Annotated in this window: 17 protein-coding genes; 8 read left to right on the top strand and 9 right to left on the bottom strand. The window is 72.0% G+C overall.

From position 1 onward, the window contains the following. Window positions 1–111 precede the first annotated feature (111 nt). From O7543_RS08830 to O7543_RS08845, 4 genes are all read right to left on the bottom strand, one after another. Window positions 112–1,785 carry a cellulose binding domain-containing protein gene (locus O7543_RS08830; RefSeq protein ID WP_281554273.1) on the bottom strand — a complete coding sequence of 558 codons (1,674 nt, stop codon included), beginning with the start codon at window positions 1,783–1,785 and terminating at the stop codon, window positions 112–114. Window positions 1,786–2,127: 342 nt separating this feature from the next. Next, window positions 2,128–3,351, bottom strand: a complete 1,224-nt coding sequence (locus tag O7543_RS08835) for an MFS transporter (protein ID WP_281554272.1) — start codon at window positions 3,349–3,351, stop codon at window positions 2,128–2,130. 91 nt (window positions 3,352–3,442) lie between these two features. Further along, a complete protein-coding gene (locus O7543_RS08840) occupies window positions 3,443–4,963 on the bottom strand; it encodes a glycoside hydrolase family 43 protein (protein WP_281554271.1) in 1,521 nt (506 codons plus the stop codon). A gap of 70 nt (window positions 4,964–5,033) precedes the next feature. Further along, entirely contained in the window at window positions 5,034–5,483 is a 450-nt protein-coding gene (locus O7543_RS08845) for a hypothetical protein (protein ID WP_281554270.1), read from the bottom strand. 23 nt (window positions 5,484–5,506) lie between these two features. Between O7543_RS08845 and O7543_RS08850 the strand changes: the two genes are divergently transcribed. Continuing rightward, on the top strand, window positions 5,507–6,631 hold the full coding sequence (locus tag O7543_RS08850) for an MFS transporter (protein WP_281554269.1): 1,125 nt from the start codon (window positions 5,507–5,509) through the stop codon (window positions 6,629–6,631). After that, window positions 6,628–7,734, top strand: a complete 1,107-nt coding sequence (locus O7543_RS08855) for a hypothetical protein (protein ID WP_281554268.1) — start codon at window positions 6,628–6,630, stop codon at window positions 7,732–7,734. The genes O7543_RS08850 and O7543_RS08855 overlap by 4 nt, the downstream gene beginning before the upstream one ends. Here the strand turns inward: O7543_RS08855 and O7543_RS08860 are convergent. Beyond that, window positions 7,674–8,873, bottom strand: coding sequence for an acyl-CoA dehydrogenase family protein (locus O7543_RS08860; protein WP_281554267.1), 1,200 nt, complete (start codon window positions 8,871–8,873; stop codon window positions 7,674–7,676). The genes O7543_RS08855 and O7543_RS08860 overlap by 61 nt on opposite strands. A gap of 91 nt (window positions 8,874–8,964) precedes the next feature. On the opposite strand from O7543_RS08860, the gene O7543_RS08865 reads away from it, so the two are divergent. The 5 genes from O7543_RS08865 to O7543_RS08885 are packed head-to-tail and all read left to right on the top strand — an operon-like array spanning window position 8,965 to window position 14,745. Then, window positions 8,965–10,848 carry a CoA transferase gene (locus O7543_RS08865; RefSeq protein WP_281554266.1) on the top strand — a complete coding sequence of 628 codons (1,884 nt, stop codon included), beginning with the start codon at window positions 8,965–8,967 and terminating at the stop codon, window positions 10,846–10,848. Continuing rightward, window positions 10,845–12,470 (top strand): class I adenylate-forming enzyme family protein, encoded by a 1,626-nt coding sequence (locus tag O7543_RS08870; RefSeq protein ID WP_281554265.1) that lies wholly within the window; start codon window positions 10,845–10,847, stop codon window positions 12,468–12,470. The genes O7543_RS08865 and O7543_RS08870 overlap by 4 nt, the downstream gene beginning before the upstream one ends. After that, window positions 12,467–13,144: an ATP-binding cassette domain-containing protein gene (locus tag O7543_RS08875; protein WP_281554264.1), complete on the top strand. Its 678-nt coding sequence runs from the start codon at window positions 12,467–12,469 to the stop codon at window positions 13,142–13,144. Before O7543_RS08870 ends, O7543_RS08875 begins: the two co-directional genes overlap by 4 nt. 4 nt (window positions 13,145–13,148) lie before the next feature. After that, on the top strand, window positions 13,149–14,036 hold the full coding sequence (locus O7543_RS08880) for a metal ABC transporter permease (RefSeq protein WP_281554263.1): 888 nt from the start codon (window positions 13,149–13,151) through the stop codon (window positions 14,034–14,036). Next, window positions 13,957–14,745 (top strand): zinc ABC transporter substrate-binding protein, encoded by a 789-nt coding sequence (locus O7543_RS08885; RefSeq protein ID WP_281554262.1) that lies wholly within the window; start codon window positions 13,957–13,959, stop codon window positions 14,743–14,745. The genes O7543_RS08880 and O7543_RS08885 overlap by 80 nt, the downstream gene beginning before the upstream one ends. Before the next feature lie 75 nt (window positions 14,746–14,820). Here the strand turns inward: O7543_RS08885 and O7543_RS08890 are convergent, their stop codons facing one another. From O7543_RS08890 to O7543_RS08900, 3 genes are all read right to left on the bottom strand, one after another. Beyond that, window positions 14,821–16,122: an SPFH domain-containing protein gene (locus O7543_RS08890; RefSeq protein WP_281554261.1), complete on the bottom strand. Its 1,302-nt coding sequence runs from the start codon at window positions 16,120–16,122 to the stop codon at window positions 14,821–14,823. After that, entirely contained in the window at window positions 16,122–17,696 is a 1,575-nt protein-coding gene (locus tag O7543_RS08895) for an SPFH domain-containing protein (RefSeq protein ID WP_281554260.1), read from the bottom strand. Before O7543_RS08895 ends, O7543_RS08890 begins: the two co-directional genes overlap by 1 nt. A 166-nt stretch (window positions 17,697–17,862) precedes the next feature. Then, a complete protein-coding gene (locus O7543_RS08900; protein WP_281554259.1) occupies window positions 17,863–18,465 on the bottom strand; it encodes a nitroreductase family protein in 603 nt (200 codons plus the stop codon). A gap of 233 nt (window positions 18,466–18,698) precedes the next feature. Between O7543_RS08900 and O7543_RS08905 the strand changes: the two genes are divergently transcribed. Continuing rightward, on the top strand, window positions 18,699–20,195 hold the full coding sequence (locus O7543_RS08905) for an RICIN domain-containing protein (protein WP_281554258.1): 1,497 nt from the start codon (window positions 18,699–18,701) through the stop codon (window positions 20,193–20,195). A gap of 67 nt (window positions 20,196–20,262) precedes the next feature. Here the strand turns inward: O7543_RS08905 and O7543_RS08910 are convergent, their stop codons facing one another. Then, window positions 20,263–21,657 (bottom strand): short-chain fatty acyl-CoA regulator family protein, encoded by a 1,395-nt coding sequence (locus O7543_RS08910; protein WP_281554257.1) that lies wholly within the window; start codon window positions 21,655–21,657, stop codon window positions 20,263–20,265. Between the last annotated feature and the right edge of the window lie 98 nt (window positions 21,658–21,755).

Genomic DNA, 21,755 nt, shown 5'->3' on the forward strand with positions numbered 1-21,755 from the left:
ATCGCCAACCCGTCGACGACAACATGCCGTACGCCCGGCGGGTGCAGGACCCGCCAGGCGTACGGTGATTTGGTGCATTTGCTATAGAATGCTGATTTCCCCGTCCGTCCGTCAGCTACGTGCTCCGAGGTTCGGGTAACTGCGTGGTTGCAGAAAGGCGGAGCTCCGAATCCCGCCGTCCGTGGCGCGCGGCCCGATCAGCACCGAAGGATCCGTGCTGAGCAGATCCGAGTTGCTCCAGGAGCTTTTGATGTTCCACGAGTTCCCGGTCGCCGTGGAGTTGCCCAGCGACACCCCCGCCCCGTTGCTGACCGCGAGGTTCGCGGTCAACCGCGAGGTCGAGTTCGCGAACTTGTACCCGCTGTCGCCGTTGTTCCAGGCCGTGGTGCGGTCCACCGTGATGGTGCCCGGGTTGCCGTTGTCGATGAACCCGCTCACCGCGTTACTGAACGAGAAGCTGTTACGGATGGTGTGGTTCGCTGCCGGGTCGGGGTCACCGCCGCCCATCTTGAACCCGTTGCCGTCGCCGCTGTAGTTGGGCAGACCCCATCGGTTGAAGCCGTTACCCCAGGCCGCAGAGTCCTCGACGAGGATCGGAGAGGCAAACTCCCAGGCGTCGAAACCGTCGTCGGAGTTGTTCCACAGCCGGGCTCCGCGTACCACGTTGCCGTTGCCGGAGCCCTCCTTGATGGCCAGGCCGTCGGCGCTCTCGCCGTTCTTGCGTGGATCCCGGTTGCCGTACGAGTCGAGGTTGATCACCTGGTTGTTGCTCGCGGCGCCCTGAATCTGCAGGCCGGACTCGTAGTTGTCGCGGGTAACGAGACGTTCGAAGACGTTGTTGCTGCAGTCGCGGCAGAAGATGGCGTATGGCCCGTGAATGATTTCCAGGTCACGTACCCGCCAGTGGTCGGCCTCCATGTGCAGCACGCCACGCTCGAGGTTGGGGATGCTGCCACCGACCGGGGCCGGGGTGTGCGGCAGGTTCTCCCCGTCGAGAACCACCCGCTCCCGGTTGTAGCTGGTGATCGTGTACGGGTTGGCTGATGTGCCGTCCTTCATGATCCGCACGTTGGTGCTGAACTGGTAGGTGCCGCCCCGCATGGCGATCGTCGTGCCGGGGGAAGCCAGGGTCACCGCCCGAGCCAGGGTCGCCAGTGGAGCCCCGAGTGTGCCAGGATTCGCGTCGTTTCCGTTGGTCGCGACGATAAGCGTGTTGACCGGTGGCGCAGTCGTCGGTGGCGGCGCAGTCGTCGGTGGCGGCGCAGTCGTCGGTGGCGGCGCAGTCGTCGGTGGCGGCGCAGTCGTCGGTGGCGGCGCGGTGGTCGGTGGCGGCGCGGTCGTCGGTGGCGGGCTGGTGGGAACGGGTCCGTTGCAGACCGTGCCGTTGAGAGTGAAGGTCGTCGGCACTGGGTTCGACGAGTTGTTCCAGGTGCCGTTGAATCCCCCGGTCACAGTGCCGCCGGTAGGGATCGACGCGTTGTAGCTGACATTTCGCAGGACGACGGTGCCACTGGCCGGGTCGGCAGTGAATCCCCAGGACTGGGTGATTGCCTGGCCGGCAGCGAAAGTCCAACTCAGCGTCCAGCCGTTGATCGGCGCACCGTGGTTGGTCACGGCGAGGTTGGCACCGAAGCCACCCGGCCATTGCGCGGCGACGGTGTACGTGACCTGGCAGCCGCTGGCGGCGCTGGCCGACAGGGTGGTCACCGCGGTCATCCCCGCGGTGAGAGCCACGGTGGCCACGGCCGCCACCGGCCACGCCGGCCGTCGGAGGTGTCGAGTCATGGATTCTCCTGATGGTCGATCCAGCGGTTACCGGCGGGCAGCACGCCCACTGACGACCGGGACCACTGGTGGGTGAGGTTCGACGATGAGACAGCAGTTGGCATCCGCCGACCAGCCGGTGCCGGCCGGTCGGCCGAGTCACCTCCTAAACCTCGGTGGCCTGCGGTGAGGTGCGTGAAAGCGCTTTCCACACATCATATTGATAGATGTCATCACGTCAACAACCGGGAGTCTGCTGCCCGGCCGGGTCGACCTGGGGGACCCTGCTCGTCGACGCCGGGGATAGGGCCGCGCAACGATGACCGCGCTGATCCCTTGGGCATCATCGAGGCCCGCGACGCGTCAGCGGAACGCGGGATGGATCAGGACGAAGGCCGTGACGCATGCCATCACGACAGCACCGATCAGTACCGGCAGCGGCGCCCAGACCGCGTACAACGCCGTACTGGCGGTCGGTGCGAGCACGAAGGTGAGCCCGTTGGTGGCACCGATCAGGCCGGCCAGCCCGCCCTGTTCCTCGCGGCGAACCGCCAGCGTCGGACCGGCGACGTAGCCGGGCATCGCGATACCGAGACCCAGTCCGATCATGGCCATCGCGACCACCAGGAACGCGATGTGCGTGTCGGGCACCAGCAGAGCGAACCCGACCAGCCCGACAGCACCGCCGACCCGCAGCAGCCTTGCCGGCCGCCAGCCGCTACGCGGCACCACGACGGTCTGCGCGAACGCCATCCCGACACCGGCGGCGAGCAGCGCCGTACCGGCGATCAACCCGGTCGCCTCCGCATCCAGTCCGAACCGGTCCTGGACGAGGAATCCGCTGACCACCTGGATGAAGCCGAGCGCGGTGAACATGCCGAACCCGGCGAGCAGGTACGGCCACACCCGGGCGTCCCACGCGCTGACCCGTACCGGCTCCTCGATCAGCTCGGTACGGTGCTCCCGGCGTAGCCGCACCGCGACGACGACCAGCCCGGCGGCCAGCAGCACCGGCACCACCACCAGCGGAGCCATCAGCCCGAACCCGGCGAGCAGCCCACCCACCAGCGCGCCGACGACCATCGCCACGCCCTGCACCGCCCCGATCCCGGCCATCCCCCTGACCCGGGCGGACTGGTCGTCGGTGACGTCGGCGATGTACGCCTGCGCGGTCGGCGGCACGGCGGCGAGCGCGGCTCCGAACCCGACGCCCCGGAACGCCACGAAGAGCAGGAACAACGTGCTGCCGGTCACGACGCCCCGCATGCCGAGGTCGGCGAGCAGCGCGAACAACGCCATCGTCAGGGTGGCCAGGGTGAACGCCGCGACCAGCACCGGCTTGCGGCCCCATGACTGGGACCGGCGCCCCCACAGTTGGCTGGTGGCCACGACCGTCAACGCGGAGATGCTGATCGTCACCCCGACCTGCCACTCGGCGAGGCCGATCTCCCGGGCCAGCGGAGCGATGATCGGGTTCATCGACATCTGACCGAGGAAGACCAGGAAGACCGCGCCGAGCAGCAGCGGGATCTGCGGCCGTGGGACACCGGCCGGGCTGTCGGCGCGGGCCGTGCCGGGTGAGACCATCCGGTCACGCTAACCACCGGTGATCATCGGCACCAAGGACGCCGGTCACACCTGCCACCCCGGCTGTGACCAGCGACGATGGCGGTAGCCGTCACACCTGGCAGCCGTGGTCCGGGAGGTAGTCGAACCAGTCGAAGCGGACCGTGCCGGTGGCGGCGTACATGCCGATCACCCGGCCGGTGAAGCCTCCGGCGACCTCGGTCGACAGGTAACGGCCGTCGAGCTCGGCCAGGACGGTGAACTCACCGTCGGCGGTTTCGAGGCCGAGCCGCAGCACGTCCGGCCCCTGCCGAGGATGCCAGGTCGGCGACGGGACGGCGTCGACCCGCAGCACCACCGGCCCGGGCGGCACCGGTCGGGCGTCCAGCACCGGCCGCAGCGGGCCGATCCGGGCCGCGACGTGCACCCCGCCGCCGCCGGCCTCGACCGCGTAGTGGTGGTTCTCGTCCATCCGCACCGCCAGGCCGCCCCGGCCGGCACCCGGGTCGATCAGGGTCCGGACCCGGCAGGACAGGTGCTGCTGACGGCGGCCGACGAAGGTGACGTCCGGGGCGTCGAGCGACGCGCCGCGCGCGTGCAGGGTCAGCCAGCCGGGCGGCCGGCTCGTCGACCAGGCGTCGGCGGGCCGGGACCGCACCGACAGCCACCGTGGGTGCAGCCGGTCGCCGTCGAAGTCGTCGCGGGTCGGCGGCGGTGTCACCGGCTCCGCCGGCCAGCGCGGGGCGGTCATCCGCTCGGTGAGCGCGCCGACGACCGGCCAGTCGTCGACCCAGTCGACCGGGGCGAGGAACGTCTCCCGGCCGAGCACGTGCCAGCCGGGGGTGCCGCCGCGCGGTCGGGCGCCGAGCAGGACCAGCCACCAGGAGCCGTCCGGTGCCTGGATGAGGTCGCCGTGACCGGTGTTCTGGATCGGCAGGTCGGTGCCGCGGTGGGTGAGGATCGGGTTCGCCGGGCACGGCTCGAACGGGCCGTCCGGTGCCGGGCCCCGGGCGACGGAGATACCGTGGCCGCGTTCGGTACCACCCTCGGCGATCAGCAGGTACCAGTAGGCACCGATCCGGTACAGGTGCGGGGCTTCCGGTGCCTGGGCTCCCGGGGTGCCGGACCACAGCCGGCGGGTCGGTCCGAGCGCGGCACCGGTCCGCGGGTCGATGCGGACCTGCCCGACGCCAGCGGTCGTGCACCAGCAGTTGCCGTCGTCGTCCCAGGCCAGGTCGGGGTCGATGCCGGCCACGCCGGGCAGCGGCACCGGGTCCGACCACGGACCGGCCGGGTCGGCGGCGGAGACCAGCAGGTTGCCGCCGCCGTCCGCCACGTTGGTGGTGATCAGCCAGAACCGGCCGTCATGGTGGCGCAGGGTGGGTGCGTAGATCCCGCCGGACGACGGTGCCGACGCGGGGATGGCCAGCTGCTCGGGGCGGTCCAGCACGTTGCCGATCTGGGTCCAGTTGACCAGGTCGCGGCTGTGGAGGATCGGTACGCCGGGAAAGTACTCGAAGCTGGAGCAGGCCAGGTAGTAGTCGTCGCCGACCCGGCAGACGCTCGGGTCCGGGTGGAAGCCGGGCAGCACCGGGTTGGTGAACCCACCGTCGACCCATCCGTCCATTGTCATGTCGTCCTCCCCGGTCCGGTGTGCGGTGGATGCACCGTACCCGGACCGGGGTCGGACCTCGGTCGGTCGATCAGTCGGCGTCGTCTGCGCTCGCGGCGGCGCCGCGGGCCGGCAACGCAACGGTACGCGGCAGCAACTGCGCGGTGAGCAGGGTGGACAGTGCCGAGACGTCCCCGCCGCCGGTACCGTCGGTGCGTACCACCACCGGCTGCGGGGCCTTGCCGGCGAGCGCAGCGCCCACCTCCAGCCGGCGCAGCGCCAGCTCGTACTGCAGGACCGCCCGGTTGTCCCGGTACGCCTGGGCCAGCCGGCGTTGCGCCTTGGCCTCGTTCTCGGCGGCTTTATCGCGTCTCGGCGAGCCAGCTCGCCGGGACGCGCCAGTTGTCGTCTGCCCTGCGCGGTGTGTCGGTCGATCATCGATCGACGACCGGCGACGATAACGGGAACCCGACGGTTCGCCGGGCCGACTGATGTTGCGGCGATGAAGGGAGGCGTCGGATGGCCACGCGGTGGCGGACATCGACGATGGTAACCACATGGGCGATGGCGGTGTCGATGCTACCGCTGTACGCGGTCAGTGCGCTCGGCCCGTATCTGGCCGAGGACCTGGGCGTGTCACGAGCGGCGGTAGGCGTCCCGGTGACGGTCGCGTTCGCGGTGGCGGCGGTGGTGTCGTTGTCGGCCGGACGGCTGGTCGACGCGGTCGGGCCCCGGCGGGGGCTGCTGTGGTTGGCGACGGTCGTCGCGGCCGCGCTCCTGGCGGGCTCGGTCACCGGCAGCTACCCGGTGCTGGTCGCGGTGGTCGCCGTCGCCGGGCTGGGGATGGCGCTGGCGAACCCCGCGACCAACGTGCTGGTGGCCACAGTGGTACCCGCACCCCGGCGGGGCACCGCTGTCGGGGTGAAACAGTCCGGTGTGCAGCTCGCCGCGGTGATCTGCGGGCTGGCGCTGCCATCGGTCGCGGCCGCCTCGGGCTGGCGTACGGCGCTGGGACTGGCCGGCCTGCTCGCGGTGGGGCTGTTCGCGGTGGTGTGGTGGCAGGTGCCCCGGCCACCCCGACGGGACACACCGGCCGGACCGTGGTGGCAGTGGTCACGACCACCGGCGGAGGTCGCCGGTCTGATGGGCTACTCGCTGCTGCTGGGCACCGGCCTGTCCGCGGTCAACACCTACCTGCCGCTGTACGGCGTACAGCAGTTGCAACTGGCCGGCTGGTCGGCCGGCGCGCTGTTGGCGGTGTTCGGCGCCGCCGGCGTGTTCGGACGGCTGTGGTGGACCCGTTGGGCGGACCGGCTTCCGGTGGTGACTTCGGCACTGCCACTGCTGTCGGCCGCGGCGGCGGTCTCGGCCGCGCTGGTGCTGCTGGCCGGGCAGTGGACGCCGCTGGTGTGGCTGGGTGCGATCGGGGTGGGGATGACGGCCACCGGCGCGAACGCGGTGTCGATGCTCGCCGTGGTGCGCCGCAAGGCTCCGGCCGGTCATGCCTCGGCGCTGGTCTCGACCGGCTTCTTCAGCGGCTTCGTGGTGGGGCCGACCGGCTTCGGTCTGCTCGCCGACAATGGCGGCTACCCGCTCGCCTGGGGTGCGGTCGCCGTAGTGTTCGCCGTCGCCGCGCTCGCCGGGCTGCGCCTGAGGAGCCGCACCGCCGCCGAACCGGTGCCGGCGTGACCGCGCCGCCGGGACCCCGGCCGCCGGTCGGGGTCGGCACACCGCAGCCCCGGACCGCGCTGAACGCGATGCTGGACCGGCTGCCGCACGTCCGTGCCGTGGTCGGCGAGCGGTTCCCGCTCTACGCCGACCCGGCCAGCGGCGACTGGACGAGCACCCGACGCGGGTCCTGGACCGGCGGCTTCTGGGCCGGGCTCCACTGGTTGGGGACCGCGGTCCGCGGCGACCCGTCCTGCCGGGCCGCCGCGACCGAGATGACCGGACGCCTCGCCGCACGGGCCGGCGACGACACCGTGACCCGGGCCATGACGTTCTGGTACGGGGCGGCCGCGGTCGGCGGACGGATCTGCCGGGACACGACGGCGACCCGGGTCGCCCTGACCGGTGCTCGTGCGCTCGCCGGGTCGTTCGACGCCGGTCCCGGTGTGTTCCCGGTCGGGTCGGCGTTCGGTGGACCACCGACGCCCCGGATCGGCATCGACGCACTGGCCGCCGTGGTGGCGTTGCTGTGCTGGGCCGACGGGCCGCTGAGCGGAGCCCGGCAGCTGGCCCGACGCCACGCCGCGAGCTGCGCCACCCTGCTGGTGGCCGCCGACGGTCAGGTGCTGGCCGAACGCGAACTACCGGCCGTGGGTGCACCGTCGACCGACGGCGAGATGTGGACGCGTGGGCAGGCCTGGGGGATGCTCGGTTTCGCGGTGGCCGCCGACCGGTTCGGCGGCGACTTCACCGAGGTGGCGAGGCGCACCGCCGACCACTGGTTGGCGGTCACCGGGCAGAACGGATCGGCGTCCCGGGTGCCGCCGGCGGTGGTCGGTCGCGCCGGTGCGCCGCCGGACACCTCGGCGGCGGCGATCGCCGCCGCCGCGCTGTGGACACTCGGCGGACGGCCCGCGCCGTGGGCGGCCCGCTACCGGTCGGCCGCCACCGCGACGACCGCTGCCCTCGTCACCGGTCACCTGGCCGCCGACGGCACGTTACGCGACGGATGCTACGACCTGGACAGGGCCGTCGCGCCCCGGCACGAGGTCGTCTGGGGCAGTTACTTCCTGGCCGCGGCGCTGGCCGCGCAGTCCGCCACGCCACCGTTGGTCGCCTGGTAGTCGGCGAGCAGCCGGGTGGCGACGGTGGTGACGTGCAACTCGTCCGGGCCGTCGAGGATCCGCGCCGCCCGGGCGGCGCGCAACAGCATGGCCAGCGGGGTGTCGTCGGTGAGCCCCTCGGCCCCGTACACCTGCACGGCGCGGTCGACGACGGCATGGAACGCCCGGGCGGCGACGACCTTCGCGGTGCCGGTGGCGGTCCGCGCGTCGCCCCCGGCTGCGAGAGCCGCGACGGCGGCCCGGGTGAGAGCTCGGGCGGCGGCCAGCTCCGCGTGGCTGTCGAAGACGTAGCCGTGCAGCAGCTGCTTGTCCGCGAGTACCGCCGTACCGACCTGGCGCCCGGTCAGCCGTCGGCACATCAGGTCGAAGGCTCGCGCGGTCTGGCCGAGCCACCGCAGGCACCGCAGGGTACGTCCGAGCGACAGCCGGCCGGCGACGATCCGCAGGCCGGCCCCGGCGGCGCCGATCAGGTGGTCGCCAGGCACCCGGACCCCGTCCAAGGCGATCTCGTACTGCCCACCGGCGCCGAGCACCGGCAGCTGACGGACGATCCGGTAGCCGGGTGCGGTGGTCGGCACCAGAAGCAGGCTGAGGGAGCTCCGACCGGTCGGGTCGTCGTCGGCCGACCCCGGTCCGGTTCGGCAAACGACGGTGGTGAAGCCGGCGTCCGCGGCCCGACTGGTGAACCACTTCCGGCCGGTGATCACCCAGTCGTCGCCGTCGCGGACAGCACTGGTCCGCAGGGCCGCGGGGTCGGTCCCGGGCACCTGCGGCTCGGTCATCGCGAAGCTGGGTGGGCATCTGCCGGCGACCATCGGGCCCAGGTACCGGTCACGCACCGCCGCCGTCGCGTAGGTGTCCAGCATCGTGGCGTCGAGAAGCGAATCGGAGCCGAGCGCCACCGGGCCGTAGTCGCTGTACCCCTCGGCCTCGGCGATCCCCGCGTAGTCGGTCAGTCCCAGCCCCTGCCCGCCGAGTGCCACCGGCAACGGGATCGCCCACAGCGCGGCGGCACGGGCCCGCTGCTGCAGCGCGCCCAGCGCTGCCCGGCCCTGCTCACCGCCGGCCGCGAGCGCGGCCTCGGCGGGAATCACCTGGCTGCGGACGAACTCCGCCACCTGAGGCTGAAGGACATGCACGGCGAACCTCCCAAACGCACCATCGTGATCGGACAGCTGGAAATCGCAGCGCCCGGGAACTGGACAGACGACCCATGCGACTACAGCAGACGTGACAGTTGATGCCGAAGGCACCCGTACCGTAGTCGGACCGCAGGGCGTTCCAGTTCCGGCCGGTCCGCTGGCCGGTCACCGGCTGGCCGGCGCTGGGGGCACCGCCGCGCACCGGGTACTCGCCCGTCACCTCGTCGAACTCGGTGCCGACCGGGTCAGCGACGCCGGGCCGCTGCGGCTGATTGGGCCGGACGAGGCGCAGCTGCCGATCGAGCTGGACTGGACGGAGCCAGCGGACCCGGCCGGTGGCGCCGGGCGGCCGGCCGAGTTGGACGAGGTGACGGCTCAGGCCCGGTACGGTCTGATGGCGGTGCACGGCCGGGCCCGGGGCGGGCCGGCACGGATCAGCCTGGACTACGTCGGCACCGCCGCCGCGGTGGTCGCCGGGCAGGGGGTGCTGGCCGCGCTACTGGCCGGGTTGCGCGGTGGCCCGGCGCCTGAGAGCGTGCGGGTGCCGGTGGCCGGGGCGGCGCTGCTGACCGTGTCGCAGTACCTTGCCGCCGGCAGTGCCGACGATCCGGAGTACGTCGAGGCACCGACCGCGGCTGGCTCGCCGCCCCCGTTCGTCTGCGCCGACGGGGTGTGGGTGGAGTTGGAGACCCTCGATCCGGCACCGTGGCATCAGTTGTGGACCGGTCTCGGTGTCGAGCCGTCCGTCGCGGCCCGCGCGTGGCGGGCCTTCGTGCTGCGCTACGCGACTGCGACCGCTCCGCTGCCGGCGCAGCTGCACGCCGCCGTCGCCGCCGTGCCGTTGGCCCGGTTGCAGGAGTTGGCCGGAGCCGCCGGGGTAGCGGTCCAGCCGGTACGGGGCCATGCCGACCGGAGCCGCGACAACTACCTGCCGGGAGCCGACACACCACCCTGGACGATCGCGGCTGGACCGCAGCGCCGAGCCGTCGGCGTCGACTCAGGCGGTGCCGCCGGGGGCACCGGGGGCGGACCGTTGACCGGCCTGCGCGTGGTCGAGGCAGGTCGACGGATCCAGGGGCCACTCGCCGGGCAGGTGCTGCGGCTGCTCGGTGCCGAGGTGATCCGGATCGAACCGGCCGGCGGCGATCCGCTACGGGGGATGCCGCCGATGGTGGGTGACTGCTCGGCCCGGTTTCTGGCGCTCAACCGGGGCAAGCGGATCGTCGAGGCCGACCTGCGCAGCCCGGACGGCCGGGCCACGGTCCGGGAGCTGGCCACGTCCGCCGACGCGTTCCTGCACAACTGGGCACCGGGCAAGGCCGCGCGGCTGGGGCTGGACGCCGGTGACCTGTGGGCGGCCAACCCACGGCTGGTGTACACGTACGCCTCCGGCTGGGGTGACGCGCGCGGATCGGATCCGCCCCCGGGCACCGACTTCATGGTGCAGGCGTACGCCGGGCTCGGCGCCCAGCTGCGGCCGGCCGGTGAGCCTCCGGCAGGTTCGCTGATGACCATGCTGGACGTGCTCGGTGGGCTGGTCGCCGCCCAGGGTGTCCTCGCCGGACTCGTCGCCGGGCACCGCGACGGCCGGGGCCAACGGGTGGACAGCAGTCTGCTGTCGGCCGCCGGTGTGCTGCAGGGACCGGTACTGCGCGGTGAGCAGCCGGCCCACCCGCGCGGGGGTCCGCTCGACGGCCCGCTGCCGGCGGCCGGGGGGCACCTCGCCGTACCCGAGGGCACCACGGCCACGTCGCTGGCCCGGATCACCGGCGGGGCCGGCCTGGCCGGTGCGCTCGACCGGTTGGCCGAGCTACCGGTCGCCGACGCCGTCGGGCAGCTGCGGGCCGGCGGCGTCGCCGCGGTGCCGGTCTGCCCGGAGCCCGGCCTGCTCGCCGCCGACCCCACCTTGGCAGCGCTGCTCGACATCGACGGCTGCGCCTTCGTCACACCCCCCTGGAGGTTCTTCCGGTGACCGTGCTGACCGCCACCGACCTGGTCCCCGCCGAGCTGCGCCGCTGGTGGCGCCATGCCGGCTACTACCCCGACGCCGACCTGTACACCTTGTTCACCCGACAGGTCGCCGCCGCGCCGGATCGGGCAGCGGTGATCGACGACGACGGCACCCACTCGTACGCGGAGCTCGCCGACCGGGTGAACCGACTGGCCGGCGCGCTGCACACCGCCGGCGTCCGGCCGGGCGAGGTGATCGCCGTCCAGTTGCCCAACAGCTGGCGGGCGGTGGCAGTGGACCTCGCCGCAGCCGCGATCGGGGCGGTCGTGCTGCCGTACCCGATCGGTCGGGGCCGCCGGGACACCCTGACCCTGCTGCGCCGGTCCCGCGCCGCCGCCGTCGTGGTGGCCCACAAGTTCGGCGACGTCGGGTACGCCGATGTGCTCGCCGGGCTGCGCGATGACCTGCCGGACCTGCGCATCGTGCTGGTGGCCGGGACCGGTGGCCCGGACAGTCTGGAAAGCCTGGCCGTCGACGGCACCGCGTTGTCGCACCGGCCGCCGGTGGCGCCGGACGCCCCCGCTCGGATCCTGGTCTCCTCCGGCTCCGAGGCCGCCCCAAAGATGATCGTCTATTCACACGAGGCCCTTGCCGGCGGCCGGGGCACGTTCATCGGCGCGCTGCACACCGGGCCCGGTCCGATGCGTAACCTGTTCCTGGTGCCGCTGGCGTCGTCGTTCGGGTCGTCCGGGTCGGCGGTGACCGTGGCACGGTTCGGCGGGACCCTGCTGGTGCAGTCCCGGTTCGACGCCGCCGGGGCGCTCGACCTGATCGACCGGCACGGCCCGCACCTGGTGTTCGGGGTGCCGACGATGTTCACCATGATGCTGGACCATCCCGCCGTAGCCGACGTGGACACCTCGACGCTGCGGGCCGTAGTGGCTGGCGGTTCCCGGGTCGACCCGGCGACGGTGGCCGCCTGCCGGGACCGGTTCGGCTGCGCCTACGTCAACTGCTACGGCTCGGCGGACGGGGTCAACTGCACCACCGACCCGGCCGCTTCACCGGCCGCGGTGCACGACGCGGTCGGCCGGCCCAACCCGGCGGTCGCGGCGGTCCGGATCGTCGGCGAGGACGGCCGCGACGTCACAACGGGCGCCGTCGGCGAGATCTGGGGGCTCGGGCCGATGAGCCCGCACTGCTACGTCGACGCCGAGTTCGACGCCCGGTACCGCACCGACGGCGGCTGGGTGCGCACCGGTGATCTCGGTCGGATCGACCCGGACGGCTTCCTCCATGTGGTCGGCCGGCGCAACGAGATCGTCATCCGGGGTGGGCGCAACCTCTCACCGGTCGAGGTGGAGCTGCTCCTGGCACAGCACCCGGCGGTGCGTCAGGTCGCCTGTGTGGGAGTACCGGACCGGTTGATGGGTGAACGGATGGCAGCCTGCCTGGCACTGCGCGACGGGGCGTCCGCACCAACCCTCGACGAACTCACCAGCTACCTGACCGAGACGCACGGCCTGGAACGTGCCAAGTTGCCGGAGCACCTGCGGATCTTCGACGCGTTGCCCCTGTCGCCGGCCGGCAAGGTGGACAAGCGGTGGCTGCGGGAGCAGCTCACCGCCGGATCGCCCCGATGACCCGACCATCAGCCACCGCCGCCTCGGCAGTGGCGCGACCGGCCGGCGGTGCTCCCGTCACCTTCAGCGGCGTGACCTGCCGGTACGGCCGACGCACGGTGGTCCACTCGGTGGACCTCGCCGTCGACGCCGGCGAGCACGTGGCGTTGACCGGAGCGAACGGCTCCGGCAAGACGACGCTGCTGCGCACCGTCCTCGGGCTGCACCCGCTGGCCGCCGGTGCCGTCTCGGTCGACGGCGTGGTCGCGGCCGGCCGCGACGGCTGGGCACGACGACGCCGCGAGGTGGCCTGGGTGCCGCAGCGGCTCACCCCGGGGCATTTCCCGCTGCTGGTCCAGGAACTGCTGGCCAGCGGCGGCGCACCGGCAGCCGCCGCCGACGCGGCCGACGCCCTCGGTGTCGGCGGTCTCGACGACCGGCCACTGCACACGCTCTCCGGCGGGCAACTGCAGCGGGTGTTCCTGGCCCGGGCCTTCGGCGCGGTCGCCGCTGGGGCCCGTGCGCTGCTCGCCGACGAACCGACCGCCGCGCTCGACTTCGGCGGTCAGGAACAGGTCGCCGGGCTGCTGGCCGGGCTGCCGGTCACCGTCATCGTCGTCTCACATGACCGGGCGATGTCCCGTGCCTGCGACCGGGTCGCCGAGATGGCCGCCGGCACGTTACGGGTGGTCTGACCAGGTGGAGCACTTCCTCGAGCTGCTGGCCCTGCCGGCGGTCCAGCGGTCGGCGATCGGGTTGGCCGTCGCCGCCGTCGGGTTGCCGATCGTCGGGGTGTTCATCGTCGGTCTGGACATCATCGCCGTCCGGTTCGCGATCATGCACGTGGCGTTGCTCGGCATCGCCGTCGGTCTGCTCGTCGGGCTCGACCCGATGCTGTGCGGGCTGGTGGCCTGCGGGTTGGCCGGTGCCGGAGTCGCCCCGCTGGCCCGCCGGCCGGCCGGGCTGCCCGGCGCGATGGGCCTGCTGATGACCTTCGCGATCGCCACCGCGCTGCTGGTGCTGTCGGTGTCCGGGGTGAACGCCACCGGTGCGTTCGAGCTTCTGTGGGGGTCGATCCTGGCCACCCGCGACGTCGACCTGGTCGTGCTGACGGTCCTCGCCGTCGCCGTGCACCTGTTGTTCTGGCGATACCGGCGGCAGCTGGCACTGCTGCTGTTCGACCGCGAACTGGCGCTGTGCTCCGGTGTGGCCGCCGGCGGCCTGATGCTCGCGCTGCTCATCGTCGTGGCGGTCGCGATCGGAGCCTCCATCCGGCTCACCGGCGCGCTGCTAGTCGACGCGCTGACCATCCTGCCGGCCCTGGCCGCCCGCAACCTCGGTCGGTCGCTGACCTCGATGGCCGCCTGGGCGGTCGCCTTCGGCGTACTCGGCAACGCGGTCGGCTTCACCGCCGCGCTGCTGCTCGACCAGCCACCCGGCCCCGTCCTGGTCCTGGTGGCCGGCACCCTGACCCTGCTCACCTATCTCATCCCTGAAGGAGCACTGCATGCGCTGGTCACGAACCGTCGTCGCGTTGACCGCGACGACCACACTCGCCCTGTCGGCGACCGGGTGTGGCAGCACTGACGCCGGCCAGACCGCGCCGGACGCCGACGGCCCCCCGGCCGGCGGGCCGGCGATCGTCGCCTCCACCACCTGGGTCGGCGCGCTGGCCAGGGCCGCCGGGGTCGCCGACATCACGGTGATCGCCCCGGCCAACGTGCAGCATCCGCCGGACTACGACCCGAAGCCCAGTGACCTGGCCGCCGTCGCCGACGCCGACTACGTGCTGTATGCCGAGTTCGACGGATTCGCCGACCGGCTGACCGAAGCTGCCGGCGGCGACGCGGAGCTGATCGCCGTACAGTTGGAGAACACTCCCGCTGCGATCACCGCCGAAGTGAACCGGCTCGGTGCGCTGTTCGGCACCGCCGACGCGGCCACCGCCTGGCTCGCCGAGTTCGACAGCACCTACGCGGAGCTGTCCGAGCAGGTCAAGACGGCCGCGCCGGAGCCGGGAACGGCGGTGGCCCAGCTGTTCATCGCGTACTGGGCGGAGTTCGCCGGTCTGCAGGTCGCCGGTACCTACGGCCCGCAGCCGGTCACCGCGAGCCAACTGGCCGAACTGACTGCGGCAGAGCCGACCGTGGTGCTGGCCAACGCGCACCTGCCCGGAGCCAACCCAGACGTCGAAGGGGCCGCCAGGGTCGACATCATCAATTACCCCGGTGACGACCTGGACCTGCTGACGGTGTTCCGCACCAACGCGGAGAACATCAGCGCCGCCCTCGCCTGATCCCGAGCCACCGGGCGGGCGGACCGTTTCCGGTCCGACCGCCCGGTCACGCCGATCGCGAGTCGATCGGGTCTGTCAGTCGGCGTCGTCTGCGCTCGCGGCGGCGCCGCGGGCCGGCAACGCAACGGTACGCGGCAGCAACTGCGCGGTGAGCAGGGTGGACAGTGCCGAGACGTCCCCGCCGCCGGTACCGTCGGTGCGTACCACCACCGGCTGCGGGGCCTTGCCGGCGAGCGCAGCGCCCACCTCCAGCCGGCGCAGCGCCAGCTCGTACTGCAGGACCGCCCGGTTGTCCCGGTACGCCTGGGCCAGCCGGCGTTGCGCCTTGGCCTCGTTCTCGGCGGCGATCAGCCCACTGCGGCCCCGGGTCTCGATCTCGAACCGGACCCGCTGCGCGTTGGTCTCCTGCTCCTCCAACAGCTGCGCGACCTGCTCACGGGCCTTGTTCAGGGCCGCCTTGACCTCGACGAACCGGGCGTCACGCACCTTCTTGGCCCGCTCGATGTCCATCTGCAGGCTGTCGATGCGCCGCTTGCGGGTCAGCCCCCACTCCTGCTCGTACGCGGCGTGCTCCTTGGCGACCCGCTCCCGGGTGGCCAGGTGCTGCTGGTACTGGGTGGGCAGCTGCACGTCGGGGATGTTGCAGCCGGTGATCCGCACGCCGTAGCGGGACAGCTGCCGGTTGAGCAGCTCCTGCATGTCGGCGACGTCGGAGCCACGCAGGTCGTACGCCCGTTCGGTCTGCACCTGGCGGGCCCGCTGCCGGATGGCGTCCTGCACGGCGCTGGACAGCACCAGGTCGAAGTTGCCGGCGCCGATGGCCCGGACGAACAGCACCGCGTCGGTGATCCGCAGCTTCATGAAGAACTCGATCGAGCGCAGCGGCACGTTCTCCCGGGTCGGGCAGGCCATCACCGGCGCCGAGTACGGAATCTCGGTGGCCACGTCGACGACGAAGTCGACCCGAGACCAGGGATGCCACAGGTAGTGCCGGCCCGGTTCCAGGGTGCGCACGACCGCACCGTAGCGGGTCAGCACCCCATGAGTGCCCTGTTCAATCTCCACGATGGACGACCGCCACCACCAGAGCGCGCCGAGCAGCAGCAGCGCCACGCCAGCGAGATAGCTGGCTGTGGCGAGGGCGCCGTACGCGGCGCCGACCAGCCCGTCGGCCCCGTTCAGGGTGAACATCACGCCGGACAGCAGGGCGAGCAGACCGAGCCAGAGCGGCACCATCCAGCCGAGCCGGCGCCGGTGCTTGGGGATCACCACCGGTACGAGGCTGCCCGCGTCACCGCCGCGCAGCAGCTGGGCGAGCTCGCTCCACGGTGCCACCGCCTCGGAGATGACCGACCTGCCGCCGCTGAGTTTGCTCATCACCGCTGTGCCTCCGTCTCGTCGTCGGTCGGCTCCGGCGCACCGGGGGCCAGGGAAACGCCGGCGTCGGTGCCCGGAACGGTCGGTTGGTCGGCCTCGCGCAGTGCGGCGATCTCCGGCTCGCGTTCGGCGATCCGGGCGGCGACCTCGGTCAGCCGGGTGCGCATCGTGGCCATGTCGGTCTCGCTGAACAGTTCGGCACCTCGTTCGCCGACCAGTTCGCGGGCCAGTTTCAGCAGGTCCACGCCCACCGCGCCGTCCGGGTCGGTGGAGCCGCCGATGCGCACCAGCCGGGGCAGGTGGTCGGCGACCTCCTCCAGGGTGTCGAGCACCTCCCGCTGGTAGCGGTAGTCGAGGATCTCCGGTGCTTCGGCGGCGGTGACCGCCCGGATGTCCAGGGCCTGCGCCTCCAGCAGGGCGGCGTTGGCCCGTGCCTCGGACTCGGCCAGCACGTACCGCTGGCGGGCGAGCGCCTCGGCGCGGTTGGTCTCCCGCTCGACCGCGGTGTCCATCTGCGCCTGGTACTGGGCGATCTCGGCCTGGATGCCGGACAGGGTTTCGTGCAGGGTGGCCAGCTCCTTGGTCAGGTCGCCCTCGTCCTGCTCCTTGCGCAGCTGCAACGCGTACTGGTGGGTGTAGGCGTCCTTGGCGACCCGCACCATCTCGGGCGCGGCGAGGTCCATCCGGTACTCCCGGTCGGACGGCTCGGCGTGGGTGATGTTGGCGTTGGTCAGCTCGACCGCCGGGAGGAACTGCTGGTTGAGTTGCTCCAGCAGGCGGCCGGTGTCCTCGCCGACCATGTTGTAGATGTCGGCGGCCTGCTGTTCGTAGATCAGGCTGCGGATGGTTTCGCTGACCGCGTTGCTGAGCTTCTCCTCGAAGCCGCGGACCGCACCGAGGGTGTAGACGAACTCCACCGGGTCACTGATCCGGAACTGGATGAACAGGTCGATGGACGCCTTCACGCCGCCCTTGGTCGGGGCCTCGCGCACCGGCGCGTTGAACGGGTATTCGCGGGTGGTGTTGACGATGTACGACACCCGCTTCCACGGGTTCAGCAGGATCACCCGGCCGGGGCCGACGACCTGCTCCAGCTTGCCGAACCGGGTGATCAGCGCGGCGCAGCCGTCCGGCACCATCACCATGCCCTGGCGCCACCAGACGAAGCCGACGGCGAACAGCGACAGCACCCAGTAGTGGATACCGAACAGCGGGTTGAGTAACAGGTTGCCGCCGGCGACCGCGACCACCGCGGAGCCGAGTACGCCGAGCACCAGCAGCAGCGACACCGGCAGCATGGTGAGCAGCGAACGACCGCGCGGAATCACCATCGGGCAGATGACGTGCGCCGCCCCGCCCTCGCCGCGCCGCTGCTCACTGCGGTTGAGCACCTCACCCGCGTCGTCCAGCGGCACCCGGCGCTGCTCCATGACGGTGTCGATGCTGCCCCCGAGGTCGCGGGCCGCCGGGAAGTCGACCGGGTCCATCCCGTCCTCGACCGGCTGACCGCCGCCAGCCCCACCGGCCCCACCGGTCACGGCACCGCCACGGCGGCGCAGCTCGGCCATGGCCATCTGGCGAGGATCGTTACCTTCAGCTATCGCGTAGGCGGCGTTGCGTATACCTTGTTGGACCCGTGACACGGTTCCCCTTCCGCAGATCTCAGTCGGCGCCCGGCTCGGCCAGCTCGGCGCACCGGTCCCGCGAAATGCTAGCCACCCAGGTCAACCGGGGTGACGGCTACGCCGGGTCGGGCACCGACGCCGGGCGTACCGACAGCAGCAGGTCGGCGACGGGCAGCCGGTGCCGGGCGGCGCGCTCCCTCGTGGCGAGCGGCTCGTCGAGCTCGATGGTGGCCGCCCGGCGGCCGACGGCGACGACGACCAGCGGGTTGAGCGCCGCCGTGGGCAGCAGCGCCGCGACCCGTTCGGCGTCGAAGCCGCCGAGCTGGTGCACGGCGAGCCCTTCGTGCTGGGCCTGGATCGACAGGTGCGCGACCGCCTGCCCGGTGTCGTAGGCGGCCCACGGGCGGGTCGCGCCGCTGTCGGCGACGGTCTGCGCGGCCACCACGATCAACGCGGCGGCGGCATGCGCCCAGACCCGGTTTCCCGGGTCGAGCGCGTCGAGCAGGCTGGCGTGGCCGGCATCGCCACGGCGGACCACGCCGAACCGCCAGGGTTGGCTGTTTCCGCAGCTGGGCGCCCAGCGGGCGGCTTCCAGCAGCGCGGTCAGCTGCCGGTCGGTGAGCCGGTGCTCGGGATCGAAGGCGCGCGGGCTCCACCGGTCGGCGAGCAGCGGGTGCAGTGGCTCGGCCGTGGTCGCGGTCTTCGGGACGTCGGACACCGGGTGCTCCTGTCGGGGTCGGGGTCGGGGTCGGGGTCGGGGTCGGGGTCGACAACAGAGTGTCGAGTATCCAGTGTGTCGGTGCTCAGTGCTCGGTACGACGGTACGACGATCCACAGGTGACCGGCGAGCCATGCCATCGATTCATATCGCTTTTACGCCTAGTCTGGATCGACACACGTGGTGCCGTACGTCCGCGACGCCACATCCGGCCACCCCGAAGGAGGCAGCCGATGCCTGCCGCACCCCGCCCCGGGGAACACCCCCGCCGTTGGCGGCGGCGCCTGGTCCGCACCGCCTGCGCCGCCCTGTCCGTCCCGCTCATGCTGGTCGCCGCGCTCGCGCTCGCCGCCGCACCGGCCGCCGCCGCACCGGTCACCGTCACCAATGCCACCCAGTTCACCGACACCACCGGCGCCGGCGTCCACGCCCACGGCGGCGGCATGATCAAGGTGGGCGGGTACTACTACTGGTTCGGTGAGAACCGCCACGACGACCACACCTTCCGGTACGTCTCCGTCTACCGGTCAACCGACCTGCGCACCTGGGAGTTGCGCAACCACGTGCTGCGACAGTCCAGCAGCCCGGAGCTCGCCGTCGCCAACATCGAGCGCCCCAAGATCCTCTACAACCCGGCCACCGGCAAGTACGTGCTCTGGATGCACTGGGAGAACGGCGTCGACTACGGCCAGGCCCGGGTGGCGGTGGCCACCTCCGACACCGTCGACGGCGACTACACGTACCTGGGCAGTTTCCGGCCGCTCGGGTACGACTCGCGGGACATGACCGTGTTCCGCGACGACGACGGCACCGCGTACCTGATCTCCTCGACCCGGGTCAACGCGGACCTGAACATCTACCGGCTGACCCCCGACTACACCGGCGTCGCCGCCCTGGTGCAGACCCTGTGGCCGGGCAACTACCGGGAGGCGCCGGCCATGTTCAAACGTAACGGCGTCTACTTCCTGGTCACCTCCGGCGCCACCGGCTGGCAGCCCAACCAGGCCCGGTACGCCACCGCCTACAGCATCACCGGCACCTGGACCGCCCCGACCACGTTCGGTGACAGCATCACCTACGGCTCGCAGCCGGCCTACGTCCTGCCGGTGCAGGGCACCGCCACCACCTCGTACCTGTACCTCGGTGACCGCTGGGCCAGCGCCTGGGGCGGCCGGGTCAACGAGTCCCGCTACGTCTGGCTACCGCTGACCTTCCCGTCGAACACGTCGCTGAGCATGGCCTGGCATCCACAGATCAGTATCGACACCGCGACCGGGCAGGTCACCGGCGTCGGCGGCGGGTACGCCTACGAGACGCTGCGGGCCCGGCACAGCGGCAAGTGCCTCGACGTGCTCAACGAGTCCACTACGGACGGCGCCGGCGTCGCCCAGTACGGCTGCCACAACGGCGGCAACCAGCACTGGCTACTACGTGACCTGGGTACCGGCTACCACCAGCTGGTGGCCCGACACAGCGACCGCTGCCTGACGGTGTCGAACGGCTCCACCGCCGACCACGCCGCCGTCGCCCAGTACGCCTGCCAGCCGGGCCGCACCGACCAGCAGTGGCAACTGGTCGACGCGGGCTCCGGCTACCAGCGGATCGTGGCCCGGCACAGCGGCAAGTGTCTCGACGTCGCCGGGTACTCCACCGCCGACAGCGCCCGGGTGATCCAGTACACCTGCGGCACCGGCGGCAACCAGCAGTGGCAGCGGATCGGGGTCTCCTGAATCTGCGCCGTGTCCGCTGCGGGACCGGACGGCGCGGTCACGCCGTCCGGTCCCCCGGCGGTACGGGTCAGTCCCGCAGCGGGTACGGAATGAAGGTGCTGCGGTTCTCGTCGACGTCGAGCCGCCGGCTGATCGGCGGGGCGGCCCGCTGCGGGCAGGTCATCCGTTCGCAGGTCTTGCAGCCGGGGCCGATCGGGGTGGCGGCGTCGGCGGCGTGCAGGTCCATCCCGGCCGAGTAGACCAGCCGACCGGCATGACGGGTCTCGCAGCCGAGTCCGATCGCGTACACCTTGCCGGGTTGACCGTAGCCGCCGTGGTGGCGGATGACGGTCCGGGCGATCCACAGGTAGCGCTGGCCGTCCGGCATCGCGGCGACCTGGGTGACCACCCGGCCCGGCGAGCCGAACGCCTCGTAGACGTTCCACAGTGGGCAGGTGCCGCCGGTACGGGAGAACGGGAACCCGGTCGCCGACTGGCGCTTGGACATGTTGCCGGCCCGGTCGACCCGGACGAACGAGAACGGTACCCCGCGCGAGCGGGGCCGTTGCAGGGTGCTCAGCCGGTGGCAGACCGTTTCCCAGCCCATCGCGAAGTGCTCGGCGAGCAGGTCGATGTCGTAGCGACGGGTCTCGGCGGCGGTGAGGAACCGCTCGTACGGCAGGATCAGCGCGGCGGCGAAGTAGTTCGCCAGGCCGACCCGGGTGAGGATCTGGGTCTGGACGTCATCGAACCTCTCCTCCTCGATGATCTCGTCGATCACGTCGGCGTACTCCAGCAGGGCGATCTGCGCGGCCATCCGGATCGCCTCCTGTCCGGGTCGCAGCGAGGTGGACAGGTGCAGGGTGCGGGTCTGCGGCCGGTAGCGGTGCAGCTCGCCGCCGAGGGAGTCGGCGTCGTCGCGGGAGATCCGTACGCCGTGTCGCTGCGCCAGCCGGTCCCGCAGCGCCGCCCGCGCCTCGCCCCGGCGGATGCCGATCTGATCGGACAGCCGCTCGGCGGCCTCGTCGACCGCCGGGACGTAGTTCTGCCGCCGGTAGAAAAACTCGGTGACCTGGTCGTGCGGGCTGTGGCCAACCCGCTCCCGGTCACCGACGAGCTCGGAGAGCTGCTCGTCGGCCTGCTGGTAACGACGGTGCAGGTCGAGCACCGCCTCGGCCACCTCGGGCAGCCGGGAGGCGAACTCGGTCAGGTCGCCGATGCCAGTGCGGGAGCCGAGCGCCTCGCGCAGCCCGGCGACGAGTCGCGGGGTGTCGTGCGGGGCGAAGCTGGTCGGGTCGACGCCGAAGACCTCGGTGATCCGCATCAGCACCGCGACGGTCAACGGCCGGGAATCGTGCTCGATCTGGTTGAGATAGCTCGCTGAAATGTTGAGCTGCCGGGCCAACTCGGTCTGACTGATTCCCCGGTCCTCACGCATCCGGCGCAGTCTGGCACCGGCGAAGGTCTTGGCGATCGCCCTCACCTCCACGCTCGTCCCGGCTGCGATCCGCCAACGTTAACACGCGCCCGGCCAGCATTAGCAGGGCTGCGAAGAGATGCTTTTGCAAGTTGGCAAAATGG

The organism is Solwaraspora sp. WMMA2080, from assembly GCF_027497395.1.
Lineage (GTDB): Bacteria > Actinomycetota > Actinomycetes > Mycobacteriales > Micromonosporaceae > Micromonospora_E.